At 58.3% G+C, this 24,870-nt stretch carries 22 protein-coding genes; 5 read left to right on the plus strand and 17 right to left on the minus strand.

Annotated features, from left to right (window positions below; genetic code table 11):
• Nucleotides 1–74 precede the first annotated feature (74 nt).
• Both BLR20_RS23470 and BLR20_RS23475 read right to left on the minus strand, forming a co-directional pair.
• Nucleotides 75–512, minus strand: a complete 438-nt coding sequence (locus BLR20_RS23470; protein WP_025991017.1) for a DUF4399 domain-containing protein — start codon at nucleotides 510–512, stop codon at nucleotides 75–77.
• A 138-nt stretch (nucleotides 513–650) separates the two neighbouring features.
• The gene (locus BLR20_RS23475; protein ID WP_032614391.1) at nucleotides 651–1,286 is read right to left on the minus strand and encodes a 2OG-Fe(II) oxygenase; all 636 of its coding nucleotides are present in this window, start codon (nucleotides 1,284–1,286) and stop codon (nucleotides 651–653) included.
• A gap of 141 nt (nucleotides 1,287–1,427) precedes the next feature.
• On the opposite strand from BLR20_RS23475, the gene BLR20_RS23480 reads away from it, so the two are divergent.
• Both BLR20_RS23480 and BLR20_RS23485 read left to right on the plus strand, forming a co-directional pair.
• Complete coding sequence (locus tag BLR20_RS23480) at nucleotides 1,428–2,186, plus strand: DUF2059 domain-containing protein (protein WP_003372151.1); 759 nt, start codon at nucleotides 1,428–1,430, stop codon at nucleotides 2,184–2,186.
• 51 nt (nucleotides 2,187–2,237) lie between these two features.
• On the plus strand, nucleotides 2,238–2,429 hold the full coding sequence (locus BLR20_RS23485) for a hypothetical protein (RefSeq protein ID WP_032614392.1): 192 nt from the start codon (nucleotides 2,238–2,240) through the stop codon (nucleotides 2,427–2,429).
• Here BLR20_RS23485 and bipL read toward each other — a convergent pair.
• Nucleotides 2,426–3,367 carry a phospholipase BipL gene (bipL, locus tag BLR20_RS23490; RefSeq protein ID WP_032614394.1) on the minus strand — a complete coding sequence of 314 codons (942 nt, stop codon included), beginning with the start codon at nucleotides 3,365–3,367 and terminating at the stop codon, nucleotides 2,426–2,428. The genes BLR20_RS23485 and bipL overlap by 4 nt on opposite strands.
• A gap of 270 nt (nucleotides 3,368–3,637) precedes the next feature.
• Between bipL and BLR20_RS23495 the strand changes: the two genes are divergently transcribed.
• A complete protein-coding gene (locus BLR20_RS23495) occupies nucleotides 3,638–6,025 on the plus strand; it encodes a penicillin acylase family protein (protein WP_054993306.1) in 2,388 nt (795 codons plus the stop codon).
• Nucleotides 6,026–6,380: 355 nt separating this feature from the next.
• On the opposite strand, the gene BLR20_RS23500 is transcribed toward BLR20_RS23495, so the two are convergent.
• The 7 genes from BLR20_RS23500 to BLR20_RS23530 form a co-directional block, all read right to left on the minus strand.
• Nucleotides 6,381–7,262, minus strand: coding sequence for an ABC transporter permease subunit (locus tag BLR20_RS23500; protein WP_003394422.1), 882 nt, complete (start codon nucleotides 7,260–7,262; stop codon nucleotides 6,381–6,383).
• Nucleotides 7,259–8,179 (minus strand): ABC transporter permease subunit, encoded by a 921-nt coding sequence (locus BLR20_RS23505; RefSeq protein ID WP_005896142.1) that lies wholly within the window; start codon nucleotides 8,177–8,179, stop codon nucleotides 7,259–7,261. The genes BLR20_RS23500 and BLR20_RS23505 overlap by 4 nt, the downstream gene beginning before the upstream one ends.
• Nucleotides 8,176–9,318, minus strand: coding sequence for a polyamine ABC transporter ATP-binding protein (gene potA, locus BLR20_RS23510; RefSeq protein ID WP_010438884.1), 1,143 nt, complete (start codon nucleotides 9,316–9,318; stop codon nucleotides 8,176–8,178). The genes BLR20_RS23505 and potA overlap by 4 nt, the downstream gene beginning before the upstream one ends.
• Nucleotides 9,319–9,373: 55 nt before the next feature.
• Complete coding sequence (locus BLR20_RS23515) at nucleotides 9,374–10,468, minus strand: polyamine ABC transporter substrate-binding protein (RefSeq protein ID WP_032614398.1); 1,095 nt, start codon at nucleotides 10,466–10,468, stop codon at nucleotides 9,374–9,376.
• Between the two features lie 171 nt (nucleotides 10,469–10,639).
• The gene (locus BLR20_RS23520; protein ID WP_032614400.1) at nucleotides 10,640–11,737 is read right to left on the minus strand and encodes a polyamine ABC transporter substrate-binding protein; all 1,098 of its coding nucleotides are present in this window, start codon (nucleotides 11,735–11,737) and stop codon (nucleotides 10,640–10,642) included.
• Nucleotides 11,738–11,879: 142 nt separating this feature from the next.
• Nucleotides 11,880–13,244, minus strand: a complete 1,365-nt coding sequence (locus BLR20_RS23525) for an aspartate aminotransferase family protein (RefSeq protein ID WP_054993307.1) — start codon at nucleotides 13,242–13,244, stop codon at nucleotides 11,880–11,882.
• Between the two features lie 68 nt (nucleotides 13,245–13,312).
• Nucleotides 13,313–14,671 carry a glutamine synthetase family protein gene (locus tag BLR20_RS23530; RefSeq protein WP_002555767.1) on the minus strand — a complete coding sequence of 453 codons (1,359 nt, stop codon included), beginning with the start codon at nucleotides 14,669–14,671 and terminating at the stop codon, nucleotides 13,313–13,315.
• Between the two features lie 594 nt (nucleotides 14,672–15,265).
• Here BLR20_RS23530 and BLR20_RS23535 point away from each other — a divergent pair.
• The gene (locus BLR20_RS23535) at nucleotides 15,266–16,642 is read left to right on the plus strand and encodes a glutamine synthetase family protein (RefSeq protein ID WP_003413528.1); all 1,377 of its coding nucleotides are present in this window, start codon (nucleotides 15,266–15,268) and stop codon (nucleotides 16,640–16,642) included.
• A 376-nt stretch (nucleotides 16,643–17,018) separates the two neighbouring features.
• On the plus strand, nucleotides 17,019–17,657 hold the full coding sequence (locus BLR20_RS23545) for a TetR/AcrR family transcriptional regulator (RefSeq protein WP_054993779.1): 639 nt from the start codon (nucleotides 17,019–17,021) through the stop codon (nucleotides 17,655–17,657).
• Nucleotides 17,658–17,765: 108 nt separating this feature from the next.
• Here the strand turns inward: BLR20_RS23545 and BLR20_RS28175 are convergent, their stop codons facing one another.
• The 7 genes from BLR20_RS28175 to BLR20_RS23585 form a co-directional block, all read right to left on the minus strand.
• Nucleotides 17,766–18,851 (minus strand): RHS repeat-associated core domain-containing protein, encoded by a 1,086-nt coding sequence (locus BLR20_RS28175; protein ID WP_235810004.1) that lies wholly within the window; start codon nucleotides 18,849–18,851, stop codon nucleotides 17,766–17,768.
• Between the two features lie 144 nt (nucleotides 18,852–18,995).
• Nucleotides 18,996–19,211: a TOBE domain-containing protein gene (locus BLR20_RS23555; RefSeq protein WP_002555770.1), complete on the minus strand. Its 216-nt coding sequence runs from the start codon at nucleotides 19,209–19,211 to the stop codon at nucleotides 18,996–18,998.
• Nucleotides 19,212–19,237: 26 nt separating this feature from the next.
• Nucleotides 19,238–20,050, minus strand: a complete 813-nt coding sequence (gene ssuB, locus BLR20_RS23560; RefSeq protein ID WP_010435797.1) for an aliphatic sulfonates ABC transporter ATP-binding protein — start codon at nucleotides 20,048–20,050, stop codon at nucleotides 19,238–19,240.
• Nucleotides 20,047–20,844, minus strand: coding sequence for an aliphatic sulfonate ABC transporter permease SsuC (gene ssuC / locus BLR20_RS23565; protein WP_003413534.1), 798 nt, complete (start codon nucleotides 20,842–20,844; stop codon nucleotides 20,047–20,049). Before ssuC ends, ssuB begins: the two co-directional genes overlap by 4 nt.
• A 28-nt stretch (nucleotides 20,845–20,872) precedes the next feature.
• Nucleotides 20,873–21,838 carry a sulfonate ABC transporter substrate-binding protein gene (locus tag BLR20_RS23570; RefSeq protein ID WP_054993778.1) on the minus strand — a complete coding sequence of 322 codons (966 nt, stop codon included), beginning with the start codon at nucleotides 21,836–21,838 and terminating at the stop codon, nucleotides 20,873–20,875.
• 496 nt (nucleotides 21,839–22,334) lie between these two features.
• The gene (locus BLR20_RS23580) at nucleotides 22,335–22,973 is read right to left on the minus strand and encodes a peroxiredoxin (protein ID WP_024648852.1); all 639 of its coding nucleotides are present in this window, start codon (nucleotides 22,971–22,973) and stop codon (nucleotides 22,335–22,337) included.
• Between the two features lie 169 nt (nucleotides 22,974–23,142).
• A complete protein-coding gene (locus tag BLR20_RS23585; protein ID WP_032614412.1) occupies nucleotides 23,143–24,504 on the minus strand; it encodes an OprD family porin in 1,362 nt (453 codons plus the stop codon).
• Between the last annotated feature and the right edge of the window lie 366 nt (nucleotides 24,505–24,870).

The raw sequence follows: 24,870 nt of genomic DNA on the forward strand, positions 1-24,870 counted from the left end.
ACACCTATCGTTCCTCACGCTCCAGCGTGGGAATGCCTTTCGTGACGCTCTGCGTCACACAAGCACTGAAAGCCCTACTTCACATTGATGGTGATTTTCTTCGACTCGACCGAAGGATTCAGCGGCATGTGGCCTTTGTCGCCCATCAGCAATTGCAGGGTGTGCTGGCCCGGCGGCAGGTTGATTTCGGTTTCGGTCTGGCCTTTACCGAAGTGGCGGATGTTGTCGCTGACCGGCAACGGCGCGTCCATCGCGGGCTGGTCCTTCACGTCGATCAGCAGGTGATGGTGACCGGTCTCGGGAACATCGACCCCCGCAGGCGCGACGCCCATGCCCTTGAGACCGAATTGCACCTTGAACGGTGAGGTTACCGTTTCACCGTCCTTGGGCGAGATGATGTACACCTCGGCGCCTTCGGGGGCGGCGGTGCGTGGTATATCGGCGGCGCTGGCCAGCATGGATGCGCTGAGCAACAGGCCGGCGACCATCGTTCCAGAAAATAAGGATTTCATGATTGCTCCGGCTGCAGTTGACGTAAGTCGACCCTGAAACGACGAATCCGTCGCTTCAGGAGTGCTCACGATAGACCGCAGTCCGGCTCAATGGCTCATTGCGTTGATGAAACTGTTTTCATGAACGCGGCCCGAAGGTCATTGAAAAAGCTCGTTGCCCCGGCGCCTGAACCACCCCGTCAATGACAGCCGGTCACGGCTGGCGGGCATGACTTCATGGGGAATTTCGCCGGACATGAAGACCACCAGACAGCCGCCCGCAGGCTGAACGTCGTAAGCCACCTCGTCCTTTAGGTACATGCGTAACTGACCGCCATGCTCGGGCAACCAGGCGTTGTTGAGGTAGAGCACCGCCGACACCATGCGCCTATCGTCATCGCGGAATCGGTCCACATGCCTGAGGTAGCGGGCACCTGGCGGATACAGCGCAAAATGGCTTTCGTAATCTTCAAGCCCCAGGAAAAGGCCGCGATTGAGCGCCTGACGCAAACTGTCCATCAGCTCAAGATAGCGGTCGCAGCACTGTACCTGCCCCGGCTCAAGCCACTGAATGCGGTCGCCACGAATACCCTCGCGTATTTCCAGCGCGGCTCCCTTGCCAATTGCGGCAGGCTCGAGCTCACCTTCGGCAGCACGTTTGCGGCACTCTTGCTCAAGTTCCAGAGTCAGAGCTTCGGGCAGGAAAATATTCTGCTGCGACCAGCCGTTGGCGGCCAGATCGTCGACGATTCGTAACAGCAGTGGGTGGTCAGAGGGTATGCGCATGGCGTGCATAGTATCCATAAGCCCTGAAATCGGACAGAGGCTTATACAGGCGGCATTACGCGCATGAGATTTCATTCACCGAAGGCACTCATATCTCGACAAATCCACGCTAACACCGGGAGAATAGCGGCCTGCCGACAGGAGTCCCCAATGCGTCGTTTGTTTGTTTTGCTGTTGATGTTCTGCACCTCACCTGCTTGGGCAGACAGCTACGATCAGTTGTACAAGTCTGCAGGCTGGCCGGAACAGCGCGCGCATTTCAACGATGCCCTCAAGGCTGCCCAACAGCGTTACAGCAACAACCTGCCGCCCGCGGTTTATCAAGCGCTGGTCAACAACAGTAATCAGCGTTTCGCCCCACAGGCCATGGACCAGCGCGCGTCGAAGCGCCTGCGTGAAAGCCTCAAGGACCCTGCCCCGTCGCTGCAGTTTTTCCAGTCGCCGCTGGGCCGCAAGATCGTCAATGCCGAGCTGACCGCCACCCGCGCCGATCAACTGGCCAAACATGCACAGGGGCTGCCGCATATCGAAGCGGACGCAACGCGTCAGTTGTTGATCGGCCATCTGGCCCAGGCGCTGCCTGCCAGAGAGGCCGGCGCGGAAGTCAGCCTTGCCATCGCAGGCGTTGCTGCAGACAGCCTGAGCCAGATGATTCCCGGCCTGCTGGGCGGAGGCCAGGCGCAGGGCATGCTCGAAGGCCAGCGCGAGCGACTGATGGCGCAGATGAGTGCTGATCTGAACAACACGCTGCTGTACGTCTATCGCGACCTGTCGGACCCTGAGCTCGAAGAATTCTCGACCTTCGCCGAGTCGCCGGAAGGCAAAGCCTATTATCAGGCCGCTCTGGCCGCGATTCGTGCCGGTCTGGCCGTCGGGCAGAGTGCGTCGAGCCTCAATCCCGGACAGTAAAAACCGTTCAGGCCTTCAAGCGCCTGGAGTCAAAGGAATGGACACCATCGTATGAAAGACTCGTTGGCCCTGCTTGCCACCGCTATCGTTATGGCCTTTCTCTCCTGGCTGTTCTGGAGTTCTCTGGGACAGGACGCCTTTGCCGTGTTCGGGGCGCTGATGCTCGTCGTACTGGCCATTGAAAACTCTCGCCTGCGCCGCCAGGTAAAGGCGCTGCAGGCCGGCAAGGCTGAAAAAGTCTAACGAAGTCGCCCTTCCAGAAAATCAAAGTACCGGGCCCGCAGCTCTGGCGTTTCGTTGGCCAGATGATGTCGGGCATGCCCCAGCATCAGAATCTGCGGCTGGCTGAACTTGTCTTTCAGGATCGCCAGATTGTGCGACCAGTCGACCGTCATGTCCGCCTCACCCTGAATGATCAGCGGGCTGCGCAGGCTGCGCGGCGCGCTTTCAACGCGCACGATCCATTGCGCCAGCGCGCCGACCCAGGCAGTCGGCAGCCGCAACGGCTGTAACGGATCGGCCAGCAGAAAAGGCAGGAACGCGGGCGCGTTGGAGTTTTCCGTGAAACGGCGGGCAATGCCATTCACGAACGGCTTGAGCAGGTGATAACTCAGACGCGACCAGCCCCAGGCACGCGGCCTGACCAGCGGCGCCAGCAGGATCACCTCACCCTGCGCCGGCGAGTCAGCCCCCTGATGAAGCAGGTGATCCGTCACGATGGCACCGCCCATGCTTTGTCCGCACAGGTGCCAGGGATGTGGCAGCCCAAGGCCCTCGGCTTCGAGCAGCAAGCGTTGCAACACCAACTGATACTCGGCGAAGTCATTGATGCAGGCACGATTGCCGCTCGACAGACCATGCCCCGGCAGGTCACAGGCGATCACGGCAAAGCCCTGTGCCAGAGCCCACTCGATCACATGCCGATACAGCCCCATGTGGTCATAGAAACCGTGAAACAGAAACAGCGTGGCAACCGGATTTTCAGGCAGCCATACCTGCCCCACCACCTCGTAGCCCGCCACATCGAGACGCCCCAGCCAGCTGCGTATGACGTTTTCGCCGCCCAGTCCGGCCAGACCATAGAAACGCTGGTAGGCCTGGGCATCCAGAGAAAGCGGATCAATAACGCTCAGCGGCAGCAGGCTGGCACGCAGGTTATCGGGGTCAAACGTGGCGGACATGTGGTTTCCAGATTTCAACAAAGGACTCGTAAAGTTGTGTAACGATATTCTTCTGTCTGCTCCGGCATGGCAAGCTAAGCCGCTGTAATCGCAGACATCTGTCATTGAACGTGCACATTGCTGTCTGCACACTGGGCATTGCTCGCCAGCTCACCTGCCTGAGTTCGCCCTGAAGCCGCTTCAAACGGGCTCATGTGTCGGATTTCATCGAGTCAACTGCATCACAACGATAGTCTCCATTCCTGCCTACGCCATTTACAGAGAAACCGGATGAAACGCAGCCTCTTCATTCTAGCCATCATCATCGCCCTGCTTGCAGGTGGCGCGGGCTGGTACGTAAACAGCAAGTTGCCGGTACGCGATGGCGAGATCGCCATGAGTCGTCTTCAGGCCCCCGTCACCCTGAGCTACGACGAGCGTGGCGTGCCGCACATCCGCGCCGAGAACGAAGCCGACCTTTACCGTGCGCTGGGCTATGCCCATGCTCAGGACCGGCTGTTCCAGATGGAAATGCTGCGTCGCCTGGCACGCGGCGAGCTGGCAGAGGTACTCGGGCCGAATCTGGTCGAGACCGACAAACTGTTTCGTACCCTGCGCATTCGTGAACATGCGGACGCTTATGTCGCACGTCAGGACAAGAACACCCCGACCTGGAAAGCGCTGGAAGCCTACATCGACGGCATCAACCAGTACCAGGACACCCACGCAAGGCCGATGGAGTTCGACGCGCTGGGCATCCCCAGACGACACTTCACTGCCGAAGACACCGTCAGCGTCGGTGGCTACCTGGCGTACAGCTTCGCGGCAGCCTTCAGGACCGAGCCATTGCTGACGTACGTGCGCGATCAGCTTGGCCCGGATTACTTGAAAGTCTTCGATCTGGACTGGCACCCGGACGGCATGCTGGCTTCGAAGCCGGCGCTGGCCAGTGCCGACTGGAAGGGGCTGGCGCAGCTCGCTCAGTTGAGCCACAAGGCGCTGGATGATGCGGGCCTGCCGCAGTTCGAGGGCAGCAACGCCTGGGTGATTTCCGGCAGCCGCACGCAAAGCGGCAAACCGATACTGGCCGGTGACCCGCACATTCGCTTCTCGGTGCCTTCGGTGTGGTACGAAGCGCAGCTGTCTGCACCGGGCTTTGAGTTGTACGGACACTTTCCTGCACTCAACCCGTTCGCGTTTCTGGGGCACAACATGGATTTCGGCTGGAGCCTGACCATGTTCCAGAACGATGACGTGGACCTGATTGCCGAAAAGACCAACCCGGCTAACCCGAATCAGGTCTGGTACCACGGGCAATGGGCGGACATGAAACGCACCGAGCAGCAAATCACCGTCAAAGGCCAGGCCCCGGTCACACTGACGCTGCTGGAGTCACCGCACGGCCCTATCGTCAATAATGTGATGGGCAAGAACGCCGGTCAGACGCCGATTGCCATGTGGTGGTCTTTTCTGGTGTCTGCCAACCCGGTACTGGATGGCTTCTACCAGGCCAACCGTGCCGACACTCTGGACAAGATGCGTAGCGCGGCCGAGAAGATTCAGTCGCCGGGCCTCAATATCGTCTGGGCCAACGCCAAGGGCGATATCGGCTGGTGGGCCGCAGCGCAACTGCCGATCCGTCCGCAAGGCGTCAACCCGGGTTTCATTCTGGATGGCAGCACCGCGCAGGCCGACAAAGAGGGCTTCTACCCATTCAGCGCCAACCCGCACGAAGAAAACCCCGCGCGAGGTTACATCGTGTCGGCCAACTTCCAGCTGCAGTCGCCGACCGGCATGCAGATTCCCGGCTATTACAACCCGGCTGAACGTGGCCAGGCGCTCAACCGGCAACTGAGCGACTCCAGCATAAAATGGGACTTGGCCGCCAACAAAGCGCTGCAACTGGGCACGCAGACCGACTATGCACCAAGCATTCTCAGGCCATTGATTCCGGTACTGCGCAGCGTTGTCAGCGACCCGGACGAACTGGCACTCGTGGAGCGGCTGGCCAGCTGGAAAGGTGATTACCCCGTCGATTCGGTGGGTGCCACGCTGTTCAATCAGTTCCTGTTCGACCTGACCGAAGAGACCTTTCACGACGAGCTGGGCGACGCGATGTTTGAAACACTGCTCTCGGCCCGCGTACTGGACGCCGCCCTGCCGCGCCTGGCCGCCGATGCCGATTCGCCGTGGTGGAACAATCGCAATTCACCGCACGAAGAAAGCCGCGCCAACACCGTCAAGGTGGCCTGGCGCGCCAGTGTTTCGCATTTGAGGTCGCTGTACGGCACCAACCCGGACGAATGGGTGTGGGGCAAGGCGCATACCCTGACTCAAGGCCATCCGCTGGGTTCGCAGAAGCCGCTGGACATGATTTTCAACGTCGGCCCGTACGCAGCGCCGGGCACGCATGAAGTACCGAACAACCTGTCGTCGAGCATCCGCCCTGCCCCGTGGCCAGTCGGCTACGGCCCCTCGACCCGCCGCCTGATCGACTTCGCCGACCCGGCGCACAGCCTGGGGATAAACCCGGTAGGACAAAGCGGCGTGCCGTTCGACAAGCACTATTCCGATCAGGCCAAAGCCTTCCTGAATGGCGAGTACCTGCCCCAGCACTTCAGCGAGAAGGACGTGGCCAGGCACACGGAAGGGGTTTTACGGTTGGTGCCGGGGGCGTAGCGACACTCTCTGCGCCGAGCCCGGAAACGGGGCTTCTTCCCGGAGGGCGTGGGAGCGAGCCTGCTCGCGAACTGTCGGGAACCGACAGTGAAACCGTCAAGTGCGGTACATCAGGCACAACCGAGATCGCTGGTTTTGCTGTCGGTCCCCGGCAGTTCGCGAACAAGTTCGCTCCTACGCCCTTCGGGCAGAATCAAGAGCAGACTTGCGACCAACGTCTTCGCGAACAAGTTCGCGCCTACGCCCTTCGGGCAGAATCAAGAGCAGACTTGCGACCAACTTCTTCGCGAGCAAGTTCGCTCCTACGCCCTTCGGGCAGAATCAAGAGCGGACTTGTGTATCCGCGTTCAGGTCTTCACGCCGCCGGAGCGCGCCTCGGATCAGGCTGCTTCCAGGCATCTGCCGCGCTTTCCTCGATAGCCTGTTGAATCGCACGCTTGCGGTTGTTTTCGGCGCGGCGGGTGAAGAACCAGACCAGAAAGGTCGCCAGTGAAACGGCCAGCAGGATCAGGCTCGCCACTGCGTTGATTTCAGGCTTCACACCCAGACGCACAGCGGAGAACACTTCCATCGGCAAGGTCGTCGAACCGGGCCCGGAAACGAAGCTGGCGAGTACCAGATCGTCCAGCGACAACGCGAAGGACATCATCCCCCCGGCTGCCAGCGATGGCGCGATCATCGGGATGGTGATCAGCAAGAACACCTTCCAAGGGCGGGCACCCAGGTCCATTGCGGCCTCTTCGATCGACAGGTCCAGCTCACGCAGGCGCGCCGATACCACCACAGCCACATAGGCCGCACAGAACGTCGTGTGCGCGATCCAGATGGTCATGATGCCGCGTTCCTGCGGCCAGCCGATCAACTGCGCCATGGCCACGAACAGCAGCAACAGCGACAGACCGGTGATCACTTCCGGCATTACCAGCGGAGCGGTGACCAGCCCGCCAAAGAACGTGCGGCCCTTGAAGCGGCTGATGCGGGTCAGCACGAACGCAGCCATGGTCCCCAGCGCCACCGCAGCAATGGCGGTATAGCAGGCGATTTCCAGCGAGCGCATCACCGAGCCCATCAGTTGAGAGTTGTCCAGCAGGCCGACGTACCACTTCACCGACCAGCCGCCCCAGACCGTCACCAGTTGCGAGGCGTTGAACGAGTAGATGACCAGAATCACCATCGGCGCATAGATGAACAGCAAACCCAGAACCAGCATCAGGTTCGAGAATCGAAAGCGGTTCATGCCTTGCCCTCCAGTTCTTTGGCCTGACTGCGGTTGAACAGGATAATGGGCACGATCAGCACCAGCAGCATGATGACCGCCAGCGCCGAAGCCACCGGCCAGTCACGGTTGTTGAAGAATTCCTGCCACAGCACGCGGCCGATCATCAGGGTTTCCGGGCCGCCGAGCAGCTCGGGAATCACGAACTCGCCCACCACCGGAATGAATACCAGCATGCAGCCGGCGATCACGCCGTTCTTGGACAGCGGTACGGTGATTTTCCAGAAGCTGTTGAAGGTGCTCGAACCCAGGTCGGAAGCGGCTTCCAGCAGGCTGGTGTCGTGCTTCACAAGGTTGGCGTACAGCGGCAGGATCATGAACGGCAGGTAGGAATAGACCACGCCGATGTACACCGCCAGGTTGGTGTTGAGGATCTGCAACGGCGAGTCGATCAGCCCCAGCCACATCAGGAACGCATTGAGCAGCCCGTTGTTGCTGAGAATACCCATCCAGGCATAGACGCGGATAAGGATCGCCGTCCAGGTCGGCATCATGATCAGCAGCAACAGCACGGTTTGCAGGTCCTTGCGCGCGCTGGCGATGGCGTAGGCCATCGGATAGCCGATCAGCAGGCACAGCAAGGTGCTGATGAAGGCCATCTTCAGCGAGCCCAGATAGGCCGAAACGTACAGGTCATCGCCACTGAGCAGGGTGTAGTTGGCGAAGTTGAGGACCATCTGCAGCTTTTCATCGGCGTAGCTGAAGATTTCGGTGTACGGCGGGATCGCGACGTCGGCCTCGGCGAAGCTGATCTTGAGCACGATCAGAAACGGCAGGGCAAAGAACAGGAACAGCCAGAGGAACGGCACGCCGATGACCATCTGCCGCCCGTTGGGCTTTATGCGCTCGAAAGCGCGCTTGATCTTGCGGATTTTCATGAGCGCAGTACCACGCCGCTGTCGTCTTCCCACCAGACGTAGACTTCATCGCCCCAGGTAGGCCGTGCGCCCTGACGCTCGGCGTTGGCGACGAACGACTGCACCAGCTTGCCGCCCGGCAGCTCGACGTAGAACACCGAATGACCGCCCAGATAGGCGATGTCATGGACCTTGCCGCGCGACCAGTTGTATTCGAAGGCTGGCTGCTCGGTGGTGATCAGCAGTTTCTCCGGACGCAGTGCGTAGGTGATGTGCTTGTCTTCCACTGAGGTACTGACGCCGTGACCGACATAGATATTGCGCTCCAGCTCAGGGCTGCGGATCAGCGCATGCGCTTCCATGTCCTCGATCACGTCACCTTCGAACAGGTTGACGCTGCCGATGAATTCGCAGACCAGACGGCTGGTCGGAGTCTCGTAGATGTCGATCGGGCTGCCGATCTGCGCGATCCAGCCCAGGTGCATGATCGCGATGCGCTCGGCCATGGTCATGGCCTCTTCCTGATCGTGAGTCACCATCACGCAGGTCACGCCGACGCGCTCGATGATTTCCACCAGTTCCAGCTGCATCTGCGAACGCAGCTTCTTGTCCAGCGCGCCCATCGGCTCGTCGAGCAGCAACAGCTTGGGCTTTTTGGCCAGCGAACGGGCCAGGGCCACACGCTGACGCTGACCACCGGAGAGCTGATGCGGCTTGCGCTTGGCGTATTGGGTCATCTGCACCAGCTTGAGCATTTCCGCCACGCGGGCGTCGATTTCCGACTTGCCCAGCTTGTCCTGCTTCAGGCCGAAGGCGATGTTGTCCGCCACGGTCATGTGCGGGAACAGCGCATAGGACTGGAACATCATGTTGATCGGCCGCTCGTACGGCGGCATGTCGGTGATGTCGACACCGTCGAGGTAGATGCGCCCTTCGGTCGGCCGTTCGAACCCGGCCAGCATGCGCAGCAGTGTCGATTTGCCGGAGCCAGAGCCGCCAAGCAGGGCGAAGATCTCGCCCTTGTTGATCTGCAGGGACACATCGTCCACCGCGATCGTCTCGTCGAACTTTTTCGTGACCCGATCAATCCTGACCAGCACCTCTTTGGGTTGCTGACCGCCTTCGATGGCTTTCTTGTAGGCGCCGGAGGCAACTGCCATGGGTGAAACTCCCAACAGGTAGGCAACCCGGCCCGTATGGCCGGGTGCTGGATTTTTATTTGCCCGACTTGACCTTGGTCCAGCTGCGGGTCATCAGACGTTGCACCTTGGGTGGCAACTCGCTGTTCACGAACAGGCGGTCCAGTACTTCCTGAGGCGGATAAACCGCTTCATCGGTACGGATGCTCTGGTCCATGAACTCGCCGGAGGCGGGATTGGGGTTGGCGTAGCCGACTTCATCGCTGACCTTGGCAATCACCTTGGGGTCGAGCATGTAGTTGATGAAGGCACTGGCCGCCTTGATATTCTTCGAGTCCGCCGGGATCGCCAGCATGTCGAACCACAGGTTGCCGCCCTCTTTCGGAATGCTGTAGGCGATCTTCACGCCCTTGCCCGCTTCTTCAGCCCGGGATTTGGCCTGGAACACGTCACCCGAAAAACCCGCCGCGACGCAAATGTCGCCATTGGCCAGGTCGGTGATGTATTTGGAGGAGTGGAAATAGGTCACGTAAGGACGAATCGCCAGCAGCTTGGCTTCGGCCTTCTTGTAATCGGCTTCCTTGGTGCTGTTGGGGTCCAGCCCCATGTAGTTGAGCACCGCTGGCAACATTTCATCGGCAGAGTCCAGAAACGCTACGCCGCAGCTGGAGAGCTTCTTGATGTTCTCCGGTTCGAACAGCACGGCCCAGGAGTCGATCTTGTCGACGCCCAGTGCTGCCTTGACCTTCTCGACGTTGTAACCGATGCCGTTGGTTCCCCACAGGTACGGCACGGCGTACTGGTTACCCGGATCGTTCTTCTCCAGACGCTTGAGCAGCGCCGGGTCGAGATTCTTGTAGTTGGGCAGCAGCGACTTGTCGAGCTTCTGAAACGCGCCGGCCTTGATCTGCTTGCCGAGGAAGTGATTGGACGGCACCACCACGTCATAGCCCGTGCGTCCGGCCAGCAGCTTGGCTTCCAGGGTTTCGTTGGAGTCGAACACGTCGTACATCGGCTTGATGCCGGTAGCGGCTTCGAAGTCCGCCAGGGTGGTCTTGCCGATGTAATCGGACCAGTTATAAATATGCACGGTGGACTCGGCCTGGGCACTGATCGACAGTGTCAGCCCGGCAGCCGCCAGCAAGGCTTTGGAAAGAATAGAAATAGACAAAGAATGAGTCCTTTTAACAGAGGGGCCTGAGCACCGGAGGGCGTCCGGAAAACCAAACCGGCGCGCAACTTACCGTCTATGCGTCCAACCAGCAAAGGTTTAGGCAATATTCCTGTCTGCTGGATGCTGCACGGCCAAGGCTACGCAGCATCCACAGGTTTGATGACAGGCTTATTTACCTGACTTTATCTTGGTCCAGCTGCGGGTCATGATCCGCTGCGTGGCAGCAGGCAAGTCTGCGATTGCATACAGTTTGGCCTGAACGTCGGCAGGTGGATAAACGCCAGGGTCACTGGTGATTTCCTTGTCGACCAGCGCAGTAGCCGCCGCGTTACCGTTCGGGAAGCGCACGGCGTTGGTGATCTCGGCCATGATTTCCGGCTTCATCAGGAAGGTCATGAACTTGTAGGCACCCTCGACGTTTTCGGCATCCTTGGGAATGGCGACCATGTCATAGAAGCTGCCGGCGCCTTCTTTCGGAATGTTGTAGGCAACCTTGACCTTGCCACCGGCTTCGGCAGCACGGGATTTGGCCTGGTAGATATCACCCGAGTAGCCGACGGCGACGCAGATGTTGCCGTTGGCCAGGTCCGAGATGTACTTGGACGAGTGGAAGTAGCCAATCGACGGACGAATCTTCATGAACAGCGCTTCAGCTTCGGCGATCTGCTTCTTGTCCTGAGAATCGGTCGGGTAACCCAGGTAATGCAGGGCGATCGGCAGCATTTCGGTCGGCGAATCGAGGAAGCTGATGCCGCACGACTTCAGCTTGGCAGCGTTCTCGGGCTTGAACAGCAGGTCCCAGGAATTGACTGGCGCGTCAGCACCCAGCGCGGCCTTGACCTTGTCCGGGTTGATGCCGATACCGATAGAACCCCACATGTACGGGAATGCGTGCTTGTTATCCGGGTCGCTGACCGACACGGCCTTGAGCAGCGATTCGTTGAGGTTCTTCCAGTTCGGCAGCTTGGACTTGTCCAGCTCCTGATAAACGCCGGCCTTGATCTGCTTGGCCAGGAAGTTGTTGGACGGTACGACGATGTCATAGCCGGATTTGCCAGCGAGCAATTTGGCTTCGAGCGTCTCGTTGCTGTCGAAAACATCGTAGACCACCTTGATGCCCGATTCTTTCTCGAACTTGGCAACGGTGTCCGGCGCGATGTAATCGGACCAGTTATAGACGTGCAGCACTTTGTCATCGGCCTGCGCAGCAGTGGCCACAACGCCCATCAGGGACAGCGCGAGAAGGGTCTTGCCAAATTTTTTCATGCGTAGCTCCAATGTATTTTTATCACTGACCGTCAGTTAGCGGCGTGTAGCCATTAGTCTGGCAACTTCCTGGGCAGGCTTTCAAGCCAAAGCCCCTCAAACAATGCACATTGCGCTCGAATCGACGCTTTTTTTCGCGTTTTCAGCCCTGCAACACCGCCAGCGTCAGATCCAGGCATTTGCGCGCCTTCTCTACCAACTCGTCGATTTGCTCAAAACTGATCACCAGCGGCGGCGCAATGATCATGGTATCGCCCACAGCCCGCATGATCAGGCCATTATCGAAGCAGAAGGTTCGACAGATCATTCCCGCGCCCTTGTCGGTATAGCGCTCGCGGGTGGCCTTGTCCTTCACCAGCTCAATCGCCCCAAGCAGCCCGACACCCCGGACTTCGCCCACCAGTGGATGATCGCTCAACTCACGCAAACGCTTTTGCAAATACGGTGCCGTTTCCGACCTGACCCGATCGACGATCTTTTCTTCGCGCAGGATACGGATGTTCTCAAGCGCAACCGCGGCCGCCACCGGGTGTCCGGAGTATGTAAAGCCATGATTGAAATCGCCGCCCTCATTGAGCACAGCGACGATTTCATCGCGCACGATCAGGCCGCCCATCGGGACGTAACCGGAAGTCAGCCCTTTGGCGATGGTCATCATGTCGGGCTTGAGGCCATAGAAATCGCTACCGAACCACTCACTGGTACGCCCGAAGCCACAAATCACCTCATCGGCGGCGAACAGGATGTCGTAGCGGGAGAGGATTTCCTTGATCTTCGGCCAGTAGGAGTCAGGCGGGACGATCACACCGCCTGCGCCCTGGATCGGCTCGGCAATGAACGCACCGACGTTCTCGACGCCCAGCTCGAGAATTTTCTTTTCCAGTTGCTCTGCAGCCCAGATGCCGAACGCGTCCGGCGTCATGTCGCCGCCTTCGCCGAACCAGTATGGCTGTGGAATGTGCACCACCCCCGGAATCGGCAGGTCGCCCTGCTCGTGCATGTACGTCATGCCACCCAGGCTGGCACCGGCGACAGTGGAGCCGTGATAGCCATTGACGCGGCTGATGATGGTTTTCTTGTTCGGCTGGCCTTTCAGCGCCCAGTAATGACGAACCATGCGCAGCATCGTGTCATTGCCTTCGGAGCCTGAACCGGTAAAGAACACATGGTTCATGCCCTGCGGCGCAATCTCGGAAATGGCCTTGGCCAGCTCCAGCACCGGCGGGTGGGCGGTCTGGAAAAACAGGTTGTAGTACGGCAGCTCGCGCATCTGTTTGCTGGCTGCGTCGGCCAGTTCTTCGCGGCCATAACCGATGGCCACGCACCACAGGCCGGACATGCCATCGAGGATCTTGTTGCCCTCGCTGTCCCACAGATAAACGCCCTCGGCACGGGTGATGATGCGCGGGCCCTTCTCTTTCAACTGTTTGTAGTCGCTGAACGGTGCCAGATGATGCTCGCTGCTCAGGGCCTGCCATTCGAGGGTTTGCGGGTTGTTGGCACTCATGCAGCACTTCCTTTGATCAGGTCAGTTGGCAGAGCGCCGCGCATCAACCGCAGCGGCGCTCTGCGTGATCAGACGGCGAAAAGCAGGAATTCCCGCTCCCACGAACTGATCACGCGCTTGAAGTTTTCATGCTCGGCGCGCTTGACCGCGACGTAACCGATGATGAATTTCTTGCCCAGGTATTTTTCGATGGTCTTGCTGTTTTCCATGCGCTCCAGCGCGTCTTCGATGGTCAACGGCAGGCGCAGATTGCGCCGCTCGTAACCCCGTCCGACCACCGGAGCGCTCGGATTGATGCCTTCAACCATACCGATGAAGCCGCACAGCAGACTGGCGGCGATGGCCAGATAAGGGTTGGCATCGGCACCCGGCAGACGGTTTTCCACGCGACGGTTCTGCGGTACGGCGTCCGGCACACGCAGGCCGACGGTGCGATTCTCTTCGCCCCACTCGACGTTTACTGGCGCCGAGGTGTCGGGCAGAAAGCGCCGGAACGAGTTGACGTTGGGCGCGAACAGCGGCAACAGCTCGGGGATGAACTTCTGCAGACCACCGACGTGGTTCAGAAACAGCTCGCTCATGGTCCCGTCTTCATTGGAGAAGATATTCTTGCCGGTCTCGATGTCGATGATGCTCTGGTGCAAGTGCATGGCACTGCCCGGCTCGCCGGTCATCGGCTTGGCCATGAAGGTCGCCGCGACGTCGTGCTTGAGGGCGGCTTCGCGCATGGTGCGCTTGAACACCAGAATCTGGTCGGCCAGCGACAGGGCATCACCGTGACGGAAGTTGATTTCCATCTGCGCCGTACCGTCTTCGTGGATCAGCGTGTCCAGGTCCAGGTTCTGCAGTTCGCACCAGTCATAGACGTCTTCGAACAGCGGATCGAATTCGTTGGCTGCTTCGATCGAGAACGACTGACGGCCGGTTTCCGGACGCCCGGAGCGTCCGATCGGAGGCTGTAGCGGATAGTCAGGGTCGTCGCTGCGCTTGGTCAGGTAAAACTCCATCTCCGGCGCCACGATGGGCTGCCAGCCCTGATCGGCGTAGAGCTTGAGGACCTTCTTCAGCACGTTGCGTGGCGACAGCTCGATGGGGTTGCCTTGCTTGTCGTAGGTGTCGTGAATCACCTGCGCAGTGGGCTCGACCGCCCAGGGCACCAGATACACCGCGTTCTGGTCGGGACGGCAGATCATGTCGATGTCTGCCGGGTCCAGCAGCTCGTAGTAGATATCGTCCTCTACGTAGTCACCGGTCACCGTCTGCAACAGCACGCTTTCAGGCAGGCGCATGCCTTTTTCAGCGATGAACTTGTTGGTCGGCGAGATCTTGCCACGTGTAATCCCGGTGAGGTCGGACATCATGCATTCGACTTCGGTAATCTTGTGTTCTTTCAACCAATCGGTGAGCTGGTCGAGGTTGGTACTCATAAATACCTCAGGGTTTTATTGTCCTGATCGTGATCAGGCGTTCCAGACGCATTGGCGTCATGATGTACAACTCGTTTCGGCAGACGCCGATTAGGGGTAAGGTGACAGCTGCGGGGCCGGATTTCCAGACGGCCACGGTCACACCGACGACGCCGTTATAGTGGTAATGTCCAGCGTTGAGAGTAGAGCAGACTGGCTTCGATAGCCGTTCAGGGATGTCGCAATACGTGGCAACCCACCACGAGCACCGATATCACAGGCATGATGAGCGCTGTAAGGACTTGATAGTCGCGTATCGACCAGGGAAAGGTGAAGCATTTGACCCCCCGCTATTGTTGCTCTACTGGGTTGAGATCGAGCTTAGCCTCGTTCATTTTTTTATACAACAACCCGTTAAGAATAGAAGACAGGCCGCTCTAGCTCATATTTAGAAGCGGTCAGAAACGGAATAAAACGCCCTAAATAGCAGCAAAAAAGGCCATATGGCGCAGTTTTAGGGCAAAAAAGGCTCTATTGACTTCATCATGGCTTTCGGATTGACTGAGATCCGCAATCATTGATGATTGATATTTTTAACAACAAAGGTGTTGCATCATGTCGGTACCCCCGCGTGCCGTTCAGCTTAACGAAGCGAACGCGTTCCTTAAGGAACATCCTGAGGTTCTGTACGTTGACCTTCTGATTGCAGATATGAATGGTGTGGTGCGTGGCAAACGCATCGAACGCACCAGCCTCCATAAGGTTTACGAGAAGGGCATCAACCTGCCTGCCTCTTTATTTGCTCTGGATATCAATGGCTCCACGGTGGAAAGCACCGGCCTGGGCCTGGATATCGGTGATGCTGACCGAATCTGTTATCCCATCCCCGACACCCTGTGCAACGAGCCGTGGCAAAAGCGCCCTACCGCGCAATTGCTGATGACCATGCACGAACTCGAAGGCGATCCGTTTTTCGCCGACCCGCGTGAGGTATTGCGCCAGGTCGTCGCCAAATTCGACGAAATGGGCCTGACCATCTGCGCAGCGTTCGAGCTGGAGTTCTACCTGATCGATCAGGAGAACGTGAACGGTCGCCCGCAACCGCCCCGCTCGCCGATCTCCGGCAAACGCCCGCATTCGACACAGGTCTACCTGATCGACGACCTCGACGAATACGTCGACTGCCTTCAGGACATCCTAGAAGGTGCGAAGGAACAAGGCATTCCTGCCGACGCCATCGTCAAGGAAAGCGCCCCGGCCCAGTTCGAAGTCAACCTGCATCACGTCGCCGACGCGATCAAGGCGTGTGATTACGCCGTATTGCTCAAGCGCCTGATCAAGAACATCGCCTACGATCACGAGATGGACACGACCTTCATGGCCAAGCCCTATCCGGGTCAGGCGGGTAATGGTCTGCACGTTCACATCTCGATTCTGGATCGCGATGGCAAGAACATCTTCACCAGCGAGGATCCCGAGCAGAACGCCGCATTGCGTCACGCAATCGGCGGTGTGCTCGAGACCCTGCCGGCACAAATGGCCTTCCTGTGCCCGAACGTCAACTCGTACCGCCGGTTTGGTGCGCAGTTCTATGTGCCCAACTCACCGACCTGGGGTCTGGATAACCGCACGGTCGCCGTTCGCGTACCGACCGGCACCGCCGATGCGGTACGTATCGAACACCGCGTTGCCGGTGCCGATGCCAACCCGTATCTGGTGATGGCTTCTGTCCTGGCCGGCGTGCACCACGGCCTGGTCAACAAGGTCGAGCCTGGCGCCCCGGTAGAAGGCAACTCCTACGAACAGCACGAACAGAGCCTGCCGAACAACTTGCGCGATGCATTGCGTGAGCTGGACGACAACCCGGTGATGGCCAAGTACATCGACCCGAAATACATCGATATTTTCGTGGCCTGTAAAGAGAGCGAGCTGGAAGAGTTCGAACACTCCATCTCCGACCTCGAGTACAACTGGTACCTGCATACGGTCTGATTGAGGCCGAGCAACACAAAACGCCGCAGGCTTTGAGTCTTGCGGCGTTTTTGTCTGGTGTCCCCCCCCCCCCCCCCCCCCCCCCCCCCCCCCCCCCCCCCCCCCCCCCCCCCGGACACCTATCGTTCCTCACGCTCCAGCGTGGGAATGCCGTTCTGGACGCTCTGCGTCCGATCTTGAACATGCGGTGCGGCCCGAATTTGTGACGCAGAGCGTCACGAACTGCATGCCAACGCGGAGCATTGGCACGATAAACAGTTGGATTTGTGTATACCGATGAGCGCGGAGCGTGGGAGCCATAAACGTTTGGCGACGACAGCGATTCATCCCGTCAGAATCCCTTACAATGCCCGCAGCCCACCCAAGAGCCACGCCCATGACCCGCGCCGTCACTCCTCGCAAACCTCAAGCACGCAGCCAGGCCAGAATCGATTCGATTCTCGACGCCGCACGTACGCTGCTTGCCGAACAGGGGGTGGCCAGCCTGTCGATCTACAGCGTTGCCGAGCGAGCCGGCATTCCGCCGTCCTCGGTGTACCACTTCTTCGCCAGCGTACCCGCGCTCCTTGAAGCATTGACCGCCGACATCCACGCCGCCTTTCGCGCCTCGCTGCAGGCCCCCATCGATCACGATCAGCTCACCACCTGGCGCGACCTGTCACGCATCGTCGAGCTGCGTATGCTGGCCATCTACAACGCCGACGCCGCCGCCCGGCAATTGATCCTCGCCCAGCACGGCCTGACCGAAATCAACCAGGCCGATCGACAGCACGACATTGAACTGGGGCACTTGATGCTTGAAGTGTTTGACCGCCACTTCCAGTTGCCCGTACTGCCGGATGATGTAGATGTGTTTGCGCTGGCGATGGAACTGGGGGATCGGGTGTATGCGCGGTCGGTTCAGTTACACGACGAGATTACACCGCGCATGGCCGAAGAAGGCATGCGGGTGTTTGATGCTTATCTGGGATTGTATTTGCCGGTGTTTTTGCCAAAAAGGGGAAAGTCTTTCTGAGAAATCAAGCAGCTTCAGAGAACGTTAATGGGGGTTGAAAGGAAAAAAACGCCCTCATCAAACACACTTGAAGCACGGAGTTTTTGCCGTAATGAGCTGCAAATTTCTTCAAAGACTGGAGTTCCCGATCCTGACTCGCTCGACTTTTACCCCCCATGTACTCAGCCGTATGTCGACAGGTTGCAGAGTTGAAAAACCAGGGTAGTAATGCCCCGAATCATTCCATAGCACGACTTGATTTGGTTTAGGGCGCGCGATCATACCGGCAGAAATGACCTCGCTACCTGGCGATCTGTAGCTTGCCAAAATAGCGTGATTGATACTTCGCCTCTCAAGATCCATTGACGGGTCAACCAGCAGTTCGCTTTTACTTGTAAACACGAAACGACGAGGATACGAACCGCTTACTTTTACCAAATCGTCTGCTCCCCCTATTGAGAGCACCTGGAACGGGTCGATTTCATTGGCGGCACTGAAAGAAGCAAACTCACGTGAGAACGTGCTGATTTTTCTGTTGGATAACGCAGGATACTGGCTCAGCACCGTTGCTTTCTGATTATCCATGAACTCACTTCTTCTTGAAGCTGACTCACTGCGTAAAGGCTTTGCTTGCCGCTGCAGACGCTTCAAAACTTTTCCCAGTGAACCGATTACAGGCTTCCAAACTGCTCCTGTCGGGTCTGTTCTGTCAGTGGGGTCTCCGGAACAATAGGCATAGCAATTGATCCCGCCGGCTGCAAATGGACTGAGACTGTCCGGGCTGTTAAATCGCATCAACACCGGATTGAACGCTCGGTAGCCATTACCCAAAAGATAGTGTCCGGACACCGGATCACGTAGCTCGCCGTTAAACCCCATTAAACAATCCAATCCATTTTCGGCATCGCTATAACCGTAAGCACTGTAGGCAGCAGACTCGATGCCCGCGCCACTCACCCCGTGTAACACCGAACCCGGTTGATCGGTCGCCAACAGGCTCGTTTCATTGCCGGTAACCGAGTGCTTTTGTTGGGCCAGTAACTGCTCGTCATGACCAAAAATCGTATGCCGAATCGCCCCCTGGATATGCGTGGCCAGACGGCTCTTGCAGTAGAAGCGTAGCGCAGCGCCCTGACCGGCCGGCGAGGTACTCGCCAGACGGTCAAGCGGATCGTAGCGATAGCGGCACAATACCGCTGAGGTGGTAGGCGTCATGGTGTTCTCTCGCCAGTGTTCGAGCCATCAGCTTCGACTTCAATGGCGGCATTGCCTAGCTGGCAGATCTACTAGGATCGCCCTGACGACAAACAGAAACGCCCCGGAGGGGCTTTCACCGTCAGGGGCGTTCCATTACGGCAATTACAACTTGGCAATGGAGACTTCAGTCGACTTCACGAAGGCAATCACTTCACTGCCAACGACCAGCTCCAGCTCCTTGACCGAGCGGGTGGTGATGACCGAAGTCACGACGCCCGACGCGGTCTGTACGTCGATTTCCGACAATACGTCGCCGTGGACGATTTCCTTGATGGTGCCTTTGAACTGGTTGCGAACGTTGATGGCTTTGATAGTCATGGCATGTCTTCCTTTGGGGATCAGGGTTAATTTGCCCAGCGCAATTGCGTGGGCAGTGGCGAAAACGGTTCCGGGTCGGGCGGCGAGCCAGGGAGTGCCAGCACGCGGTTGAGCACTTCGGCCTCCAGTGCGGCAAGGCGATGCGAGCCACGAACACGCGGACGTGGCAGATCGACCAGCAGATCGAGACCGATCTGCCCTTCTTCGATCAGGATCACTCGGTCGGCAATGGCCACAGCCTCGCTGACATCGTGGGTCACCAGCAGCACCGTGAAGCCATACTGGCCCCACAGCTTTTCGATCAGTTGCTGCATTTCGATCCGGGTCAGGGCATCCAGCGCGCCCAACGGCTCGTCGAGCAACAGCAGGCGCGGCTTGTGAATCAGCGCGCGGGCCAGGGCAACACGCTGCTTCTGACCACCGGACAATGCGGCAGGCCACTCGTTGGCGCGCTCGGCAAGGCCGACGGCCTCAAGCGCTTCAAGGGCCTGCGACCGCCAGTCGCCGCTCAGCCCGAGGCCGACGTTGTCGATGATCTTTTTCCAGGGCAGCAAGCGCGCTTCCTGAAACATCAATCGCGTATCTTCGCGAGCATCGTCCAATGGCGCAGAGCCGGCCAGCAACTGCCCTTGCGTCGGTTTGTCGAGGCCGGCGAGCAGGCGCAACAGGGTGCTTTTGCCGCAACCGCTACGGCCGACGATGGCAACGAACTGACTGGCAGGGATGTGCAGGTCGATGTCCTTGAGCACTTCGCGGGTGCCGAACGCTTTTTTCAGCTTGCGTACCGCCAGCGGGATGCCACGCAGCAAGTGTGGAGGTTGCTGTTTCAGACTGGTCATGCGGCACCGCCTTTGCTCACTTGATAGGCCGGGTGCCAGCGCAGGCAGACACGTTCCAGGCCTCGCGCCGCCAGATCGGCCAGCTTGCCGAGTACGGCGTACAACACAATGGCCAGCACCACGACGTCGGTTTGCAGAAATTCCCGCGCATTCATCGCCAGGTAGCCGATACCGGAGCTGGCGGAAATGGTTTCCGCGACGATCAGCGTCAGCCACATGAAGCCCAGCGCAAAGCGCACGCCGACCAGAATCGAAGGCATGGCGCCCGGCAGGATCACATGACGGAACAGGCTGAAACCTGACAGGCCGTAGCTGCGGGACATTTCTACCAACGCAGGATCGATGTTGCGGATGCCGTGGTAGGTGTTCAGATAAATCGGGAACAGGGTGCCGAGCGCGACAAGGAATATCTTGGCGGTCTCATCGATACCGAACCACAGGATAACCAGCGGAATCAGCGCCAGGTGCGGCACGTTGCGGATCATCTGCACCGAGCTGTCCAGCAGACGCTCACCCCATTTGCTCAGGCCGGTAATAAAGCCCAGCGCCAGACCGATGCCGCCGCCAATGGCGAAACCGATCCCGGCGCGCCAGCCGCTGATCGCCAGATGCGTCCAGATTTCGCCGCTGGCGACCAGGTTTATGCCCGCTTCGATGACCGCGCTGGGCGCGGGCAGAATGCGTGTGGATAACCAGCCGGCGCTGACCGACAGCTGCCAGACTGCCAACAACAGGACTGGAAGTGCCCAGGGCGCCAGTCGATGAACGATGCGTTGCGAAGCACTGAGGCTCATGGAGTTGTCTCCTCGAAGGGCCTGACGATCACTGTGCTTGAGCAACAGCAGCAGGAGGTGTCCAGACCACATCAGCAATGCTGAGCGGCTTTGGAATCAGCTTGAGCTGGTAGAAGGTGTCAGCGATTTTCTGCTGTGCCACCACCACCGGCGGGGTGATGAACTGCGCGCCGTAGCCCTGACGCTTGACCGAGGTCAGGGTGATGTCGGCCGGCAGCCCCAGTAACGGTGCGACCTGTCGGGTCACTTCATCGGGATTGGCCTTGGACCACTCGCCCACCGCACGGACCTCTTCGATCAGGGCCTGAATCACCTTGGGGTTTTTCTGTGCGTACGGCTTGGTCGCCAGATAGAACTGATGGTTGTCGACAATGCCGCTGCCGTCTTTCAAGGTCCGCGCCTGCAGTTGCTTTTCAGCAGCGGCCAGGTACGGGTCCCAGATGACCCAGGCATCCACGCTGCCCCGCTCGAAAGCGGCACGCGCATCGGCCGGAGGCAGAAAGACGGTCTGGATATCGGTGTATTTCAGACCAGCATCTTCCAGCGCCTTGACCAGCAGGTAATGGACGTTCGAGCCTTTATTGAGGACGACTTTTTTGCCTTTCAGGTCTTTGACCGAGGTAATCGGGGAGTCTTTGGGCACCAGGATGGCTTCACTGGTCGGCGCTGGCGGCTCGTAGGCGACATACAGCAGGTCCGCGCCTGCGGCCTGGGCGAAGACCGGCGGTGTTTCGCCAGTGACGCCGAAGTCGATGGAGCCTACGTTCAAACCTTCAAGCAGCTGCGGGCCGCCAGGGAACTCGGTCCACTGGACTTTCACGCCCTGTTCGGCCAGACGCTTTTCCAGCGAACCCTTGGCCTTGAGCAGCACCAGCGTGCCGTACTTCTGGTAACCGATGCGCAGATCTTCCGCGTGGGCCTGAGTGACCGCACCAAGAGCGACCGCAGCAGCAAACAGCGCGACAAGGCCTCGACGCAAAATGACAGTGCGCATATGCGCTCCTTTACCTATTTGAAGTGGTCCCCTGCTCGACCATTGAGGAAGGAGCAAGGTGGGAATAGGCACGACATTAGCAGCCATTTTTTATATCTATAAATCTTATTTATTCATTTAGTTATTCCATAAATGAATATATAAAAGTCTCGCTGGTAGCCAGCTGCGTCCGATCCTGACTTTGCAGCGCGACGAAGATTTGTGACGCAGAGCGTCACCCACGGCATTCCCACGCTGGAGCGTGAGGAACGATAATCTCGACTATCTTGCCCGTGCTCCGCTCCGCGTCCGATCCTGACTCTGCGGCGCGACGAAGATTTTTGACGCAGCGTCACCCACGGCTTTCCCACGCTGGAGCGTGAGGAACGAGAGTCTCGACATCGCGCTCATGCTCTGCGTCCGCGCTTGATCGCGCGCATAGCAGGCGGCCATGGGGGAGTAATAAAAAAGGGCCGATAAATCGGCCCGAATAACCCCACGCTTGGTAGCTCGAAAATCAGCGGTTTGGCTGTGGTGTCAGGCGCAGGTAAGGCGTGACCGCCTTGTAGCCCTTGGGAAAGCGTTGCTTGATCTCGGCTTCGTCCTTGATCGACGGCACGATCACTACGTCATCACCGTCCACCCAGTTGGCGGGCGTAGCGACCTTGTAGTTGTCGGTCAATTGCAGGGAGTCGATGACGCGCAGAATCTCGTGGAAGTTACGCCCGGTGCTGGCCGGATAGGTGATCGTCAGACGCACCTTTTTGTTCGGGTCGATCACGAACAGCGAGCGCACAGTCAGCGTGTCGTTGGCATTGGGATGAATCAGGTCGTACAGGTCGGAAACCTTGCGATCAGCGTCGGCCAGAATCGGGAAGTTGACCAGGGTGTTTTGCGTGGTGTTGATGTCGTCGATCCACTTGATGTGCGAATCGACCGGGTCCACCGACAGCGCAATGGCTTTCACGCCGCGCCTGGCGAACTCGTCTTTCAATTTGGCAGTAAAACCCAGCTCGGTGGTGCACACCGGCGTGAAGTCAGCCGGATGAGAAAACAACACACCCCAGCTGTCGCCGAGCCATTCATGAAAACGGATACGACCCTCGCTGGATTCCTGCTCGAAGTCAGGGGCGATGTCGCCAAGTCGCAGTGTCATGGTGTTGCTCCTTGTCTGTATCGGGTAGGCCTTGGTATAGCACTACTGTGCGCCCTGTCGAGAGAAGTTAAAAAGAATAAATAATGCGCCTCATAGACCTGCCAGGAATATCAAAAAACAGGCAAAAGAAACCCCGCACGGGGCGGGGTTCCTTTCAGCTTCAATACACTTACATGAAGTTGTAGGTGTAGTTGAAGATCAGACGGGTTTGATCAGCATCAACAGCGCCGTTGAGGCCGCCATCAGCACGGTAGTTCCCGCGACGCAACGAAGTGCCCAAGCCTTTCAATGGACCGCTCTGTACCACGTAGTCAACGCGCACATCGCGTTCCCACTCAGAATACTCGTTGCCGAACGAAGTGGTACCACGTGCGCCTTTGATGTCATCACCGTAGAGGTAAGCAAGGGATGCTTTAAGGCCTGGAACGCCAACCTTGGCGAAGTCATACGAGTACTGACCGAACGTGGTGTTTTCACCCGCACGGTTGAAGCCGTTGATCATCGAGTCAGTGAACAGGTAGAAACTCGAACCACCGTTGCCTTCGGAACTGGAGCGGCTGGTGCCGTTTTTGGTAACACTACCCTGACCCAGGTAAACCATACCGCCGTCATCACCAACCTGCTGATGGCCAACCATCAATGCATGGCCGCCCAACGAGTAAGTGAACATGGCGGACCAGGTGGTGTTGTCTACTTCACCAGCTTTTTTGGCATAACCGCTATTGTTGTTGAAACTGTAGCCAGTTGCGCCGCTACTGTTTTTACCATCAGAGCTGCTGTTGAAATAACGCAGGTCAGTCTTGAAGGACTGGTTGTCGCTGATCGGATAAACATGAACCAGACCCAGGAAGTGTTGCTTGTAGAAGTCTTCCAGGTTGGCGTAGTAGTACTGCAGGGTCAGGTCTTTGGTGACTTTCCAGTCTGCGCCAGCGAAACGGAACTGGTCGCTCGTCTCGGTAGCGCCAGCAACGGACAGGTCAGTCCAGTTGCTCGAAGCGCGGCCGATGGACTTGCTCAACTGACCAGCAGTGAAGGTAACGTTGTCCAGATCCTTGGAAGTCAGGATGCCGCCCTGGAAAGCCTGAGGCAGAAGACGACCGTCGTTGCTGACCAGAATTGGCAGGTTAGGCGCCAATGCGTTACCGACTTTCAGCTCGGTTTTCGAGAAGCGTACCTTGCCGTTGGCGCCCAGACGGCTCCACTCGTCAACTGAAGAACCGTCAGTGTCAGAAGGCGAGATGGCACCGTTCACTGCGTGATGGCCACGGCCACCATCAAGATGAACGCCCACCAGACCTTGCAGGTCAAGACCAAAACCAACAGTGCCCTGAGTAAAGCCCGACAGGTAGTCAAACTTCAAACCAGTAGCGGTCTCACGATTGTTGGCCGAGCCAGGCTCACGCTGGTCGTTGTCAAAATACAGAGTACGAGAACTAACGGACGCTTTGCTGTCTTCCAGGAAACCAGCTGCACCGGCCTGCTGAGCCAATACACCAACGGTTACGGCCAAGGCCAGGGTGGACTTCTTCATTACTACGCTCCTCGTGAATCTAATTTTTTATGTCTCTGGTGCCGGGCGTTGCCCTGACCCAGAGATATTGCGAAAGGCGACAGTCCCGACCTGGAGGTCAATGGTTTCTGTACACCCCGACTTTTGACTAGACCGCGTATGTCATTGGCCGCACGTCAGTGAAACTTCTTCATGCCTAAAAGGAAGCGTTTCTTCATTTCCTAAGAACAATCAGGCATATGTCACAACTCGTGTCAGCCAAGACGTCACGGAGTGTATCGACCTAATTGTGTAATTCCCAAAATTTATTTTGATACCGTTCGTCAGATCGTTTGGTTTTGTGCCACTGACCAGCCAAACCGAAGCCGGTCGGTCATAATCCCTCAC

The organism is Pseudomonas congelans (assembly GCF_900103225.1).
Taxonomy (GTDB): Bacteria; Pseudomonadota; Gammaproteobacteria; order Pseudomonadales; family Pseudomonadaceae; genus Aquipseudomonas; species Aquipseudomonas congelans.

Bases quoted from the DNA above. Each gene is read 5' to 3' on its own strand.
- BLR20_RS23470 (WP_025991017.1), bottom strand. From the start codon at position 512: ATGAAATCCTTATTTTCTGGAACGATGGTCGCCGGCCTGTTGCTCAGC.
- BLR20_RS23475 (WP_032614391.1), bottom strand. From the start codon at position 1,286: ATGCACGCCATGCGCATACCCTCTGACCACCCACTGCTGTTACGAATC.
- BLR20_RS23480 (WP_003372151.1), top strand. From the start codon at position 1,428: ATGCGTCGTTTGTTTGTTTTGCTGTTGATGTTCTGCACCTCACCTGCT.
- BLR20_RS23485 (WP_032614392.1), top strand. From the start codon at position 2,238: ATGAAAGACTCGTTGGCCCTGCTTGCCACCGCTATCGTTATGGCCTTT.
- bipL (WP_032614394.1), bottom strand. From the start codon at position 3,367: ATGTCCGCCACGTTTGACCCCGATAACCTGCGTGCCAGCCTGCTGCCG.
- BLR20_RS23495 (WP_054993306.1), top strand. From the start codon at position 3,638: ATGAAACGCAGCCTCTTCATTCTAGCCATCATCATCGCCCTGCTTGCA.
- BLR20_RS23500 (WP_003394422.1), bottom strand. From the start codon at position 7,262: ATGAACCGCTTTCGATTCTCGAACCTGATGCTGGTTCTGGGTTTGCTG.
- BLR20_RS23505 (WP_005896142.1), bottom strand. From the start codon at position 8,179: ATGAAAATCCGCAAGATCAAGCGCGCTTTCGAGCGCATAAAGCCCAAC.
- potA (WP_010438884.1), bottom strand. From the start codon at position 9,318: ATGGCAGTTGCCTCCGGCGCCTACAAGAAAGCCATCGAAGGCGGTCAG.
- BLR20_RS23520 (WP_032614400.1), bottom strand. From the start codon at position 11,737: ATGAAAAAATTTGGCAAGACCCTTCTCGCGCTGTCCCTGATGGGCGTT.
- BLR20_RS23525 (WP_054993307.1), bottom strand. From the start codon at position 13,244: ATGAGTGCCAACAACCCGCAAACCCTCGAATGGCAGGCCCTGAGCAGC.
- BLR20_RS23530 (WP_002555767.1), bottom strand. From the start codon at position 14,671: ATGAGTACCAACCTCGACCAGCTCACCGATTGGTTGAAAGAACACAAG.
- BLR20_RS23535 (WP_003413528.1), top strand. From the start codon at position 15,266: ATGTCGGTACCCCCGCGTGCCGTTCAGCTTAACGAAGCGAACGCGTTC.
- BLR20_RS23545 (WP_054993779.1), top strand. From the start codon at position 17,019: ATGACCCGCGCCGTCACTCCTCGCAAACCTCAAGCACGCAGCCAGGCC.
- BLR20_RS28175 (WP_235810004.1), bottom strand. From the start codon at position 18,851: ATGACGCCTACCACCTCAGCGGTATTGTGCCGCTATCGCTACGATCCG.
- BLR20_RS23555 (WP_002555770.1), bottom strand. From the start codon at position 19,211: ATGACTATCAAAGCCATCAACGTTCGCAACCAGTTCAAAGGCACCATC.
- ssuB (WP_010435797.1), bottom strand. From the start codon at position 20,050: ATGACCAGTCTGAAACAGCAACCTCCACACTTGCTGCGTGGCATCCCG.
- ssuC (WP_003413534.1), bottom strand. From the start codon at position 20,844: ATGAGCCTCAGTGCTTCGCAACGCATCGTTCATCGACTGGCGCCCTGG.
- BLR20_RS23570 (WP_054993778.1), bottom strand. From the start codon at position 21,838: ATGCGCACTGTCATTTTGCGTCGAGGCCTTGTCGCGCTGTTTGCTGCT.
- BLR20_RS23580 (WP_024648852.1), bottom strand. From the start codon at position 22,973: ATGACACTGCGACTTGGCGACATCGCCCCTGACTTCGAGCAGGAATCC.
- BLR20_RS23585 (WP_032614412.1), bottom strand. From the start codon at position 24,504: ATGAAGAAGTCCACCCTGGCCTTGGCCGTAACCGTTGGTGTATTGGCT.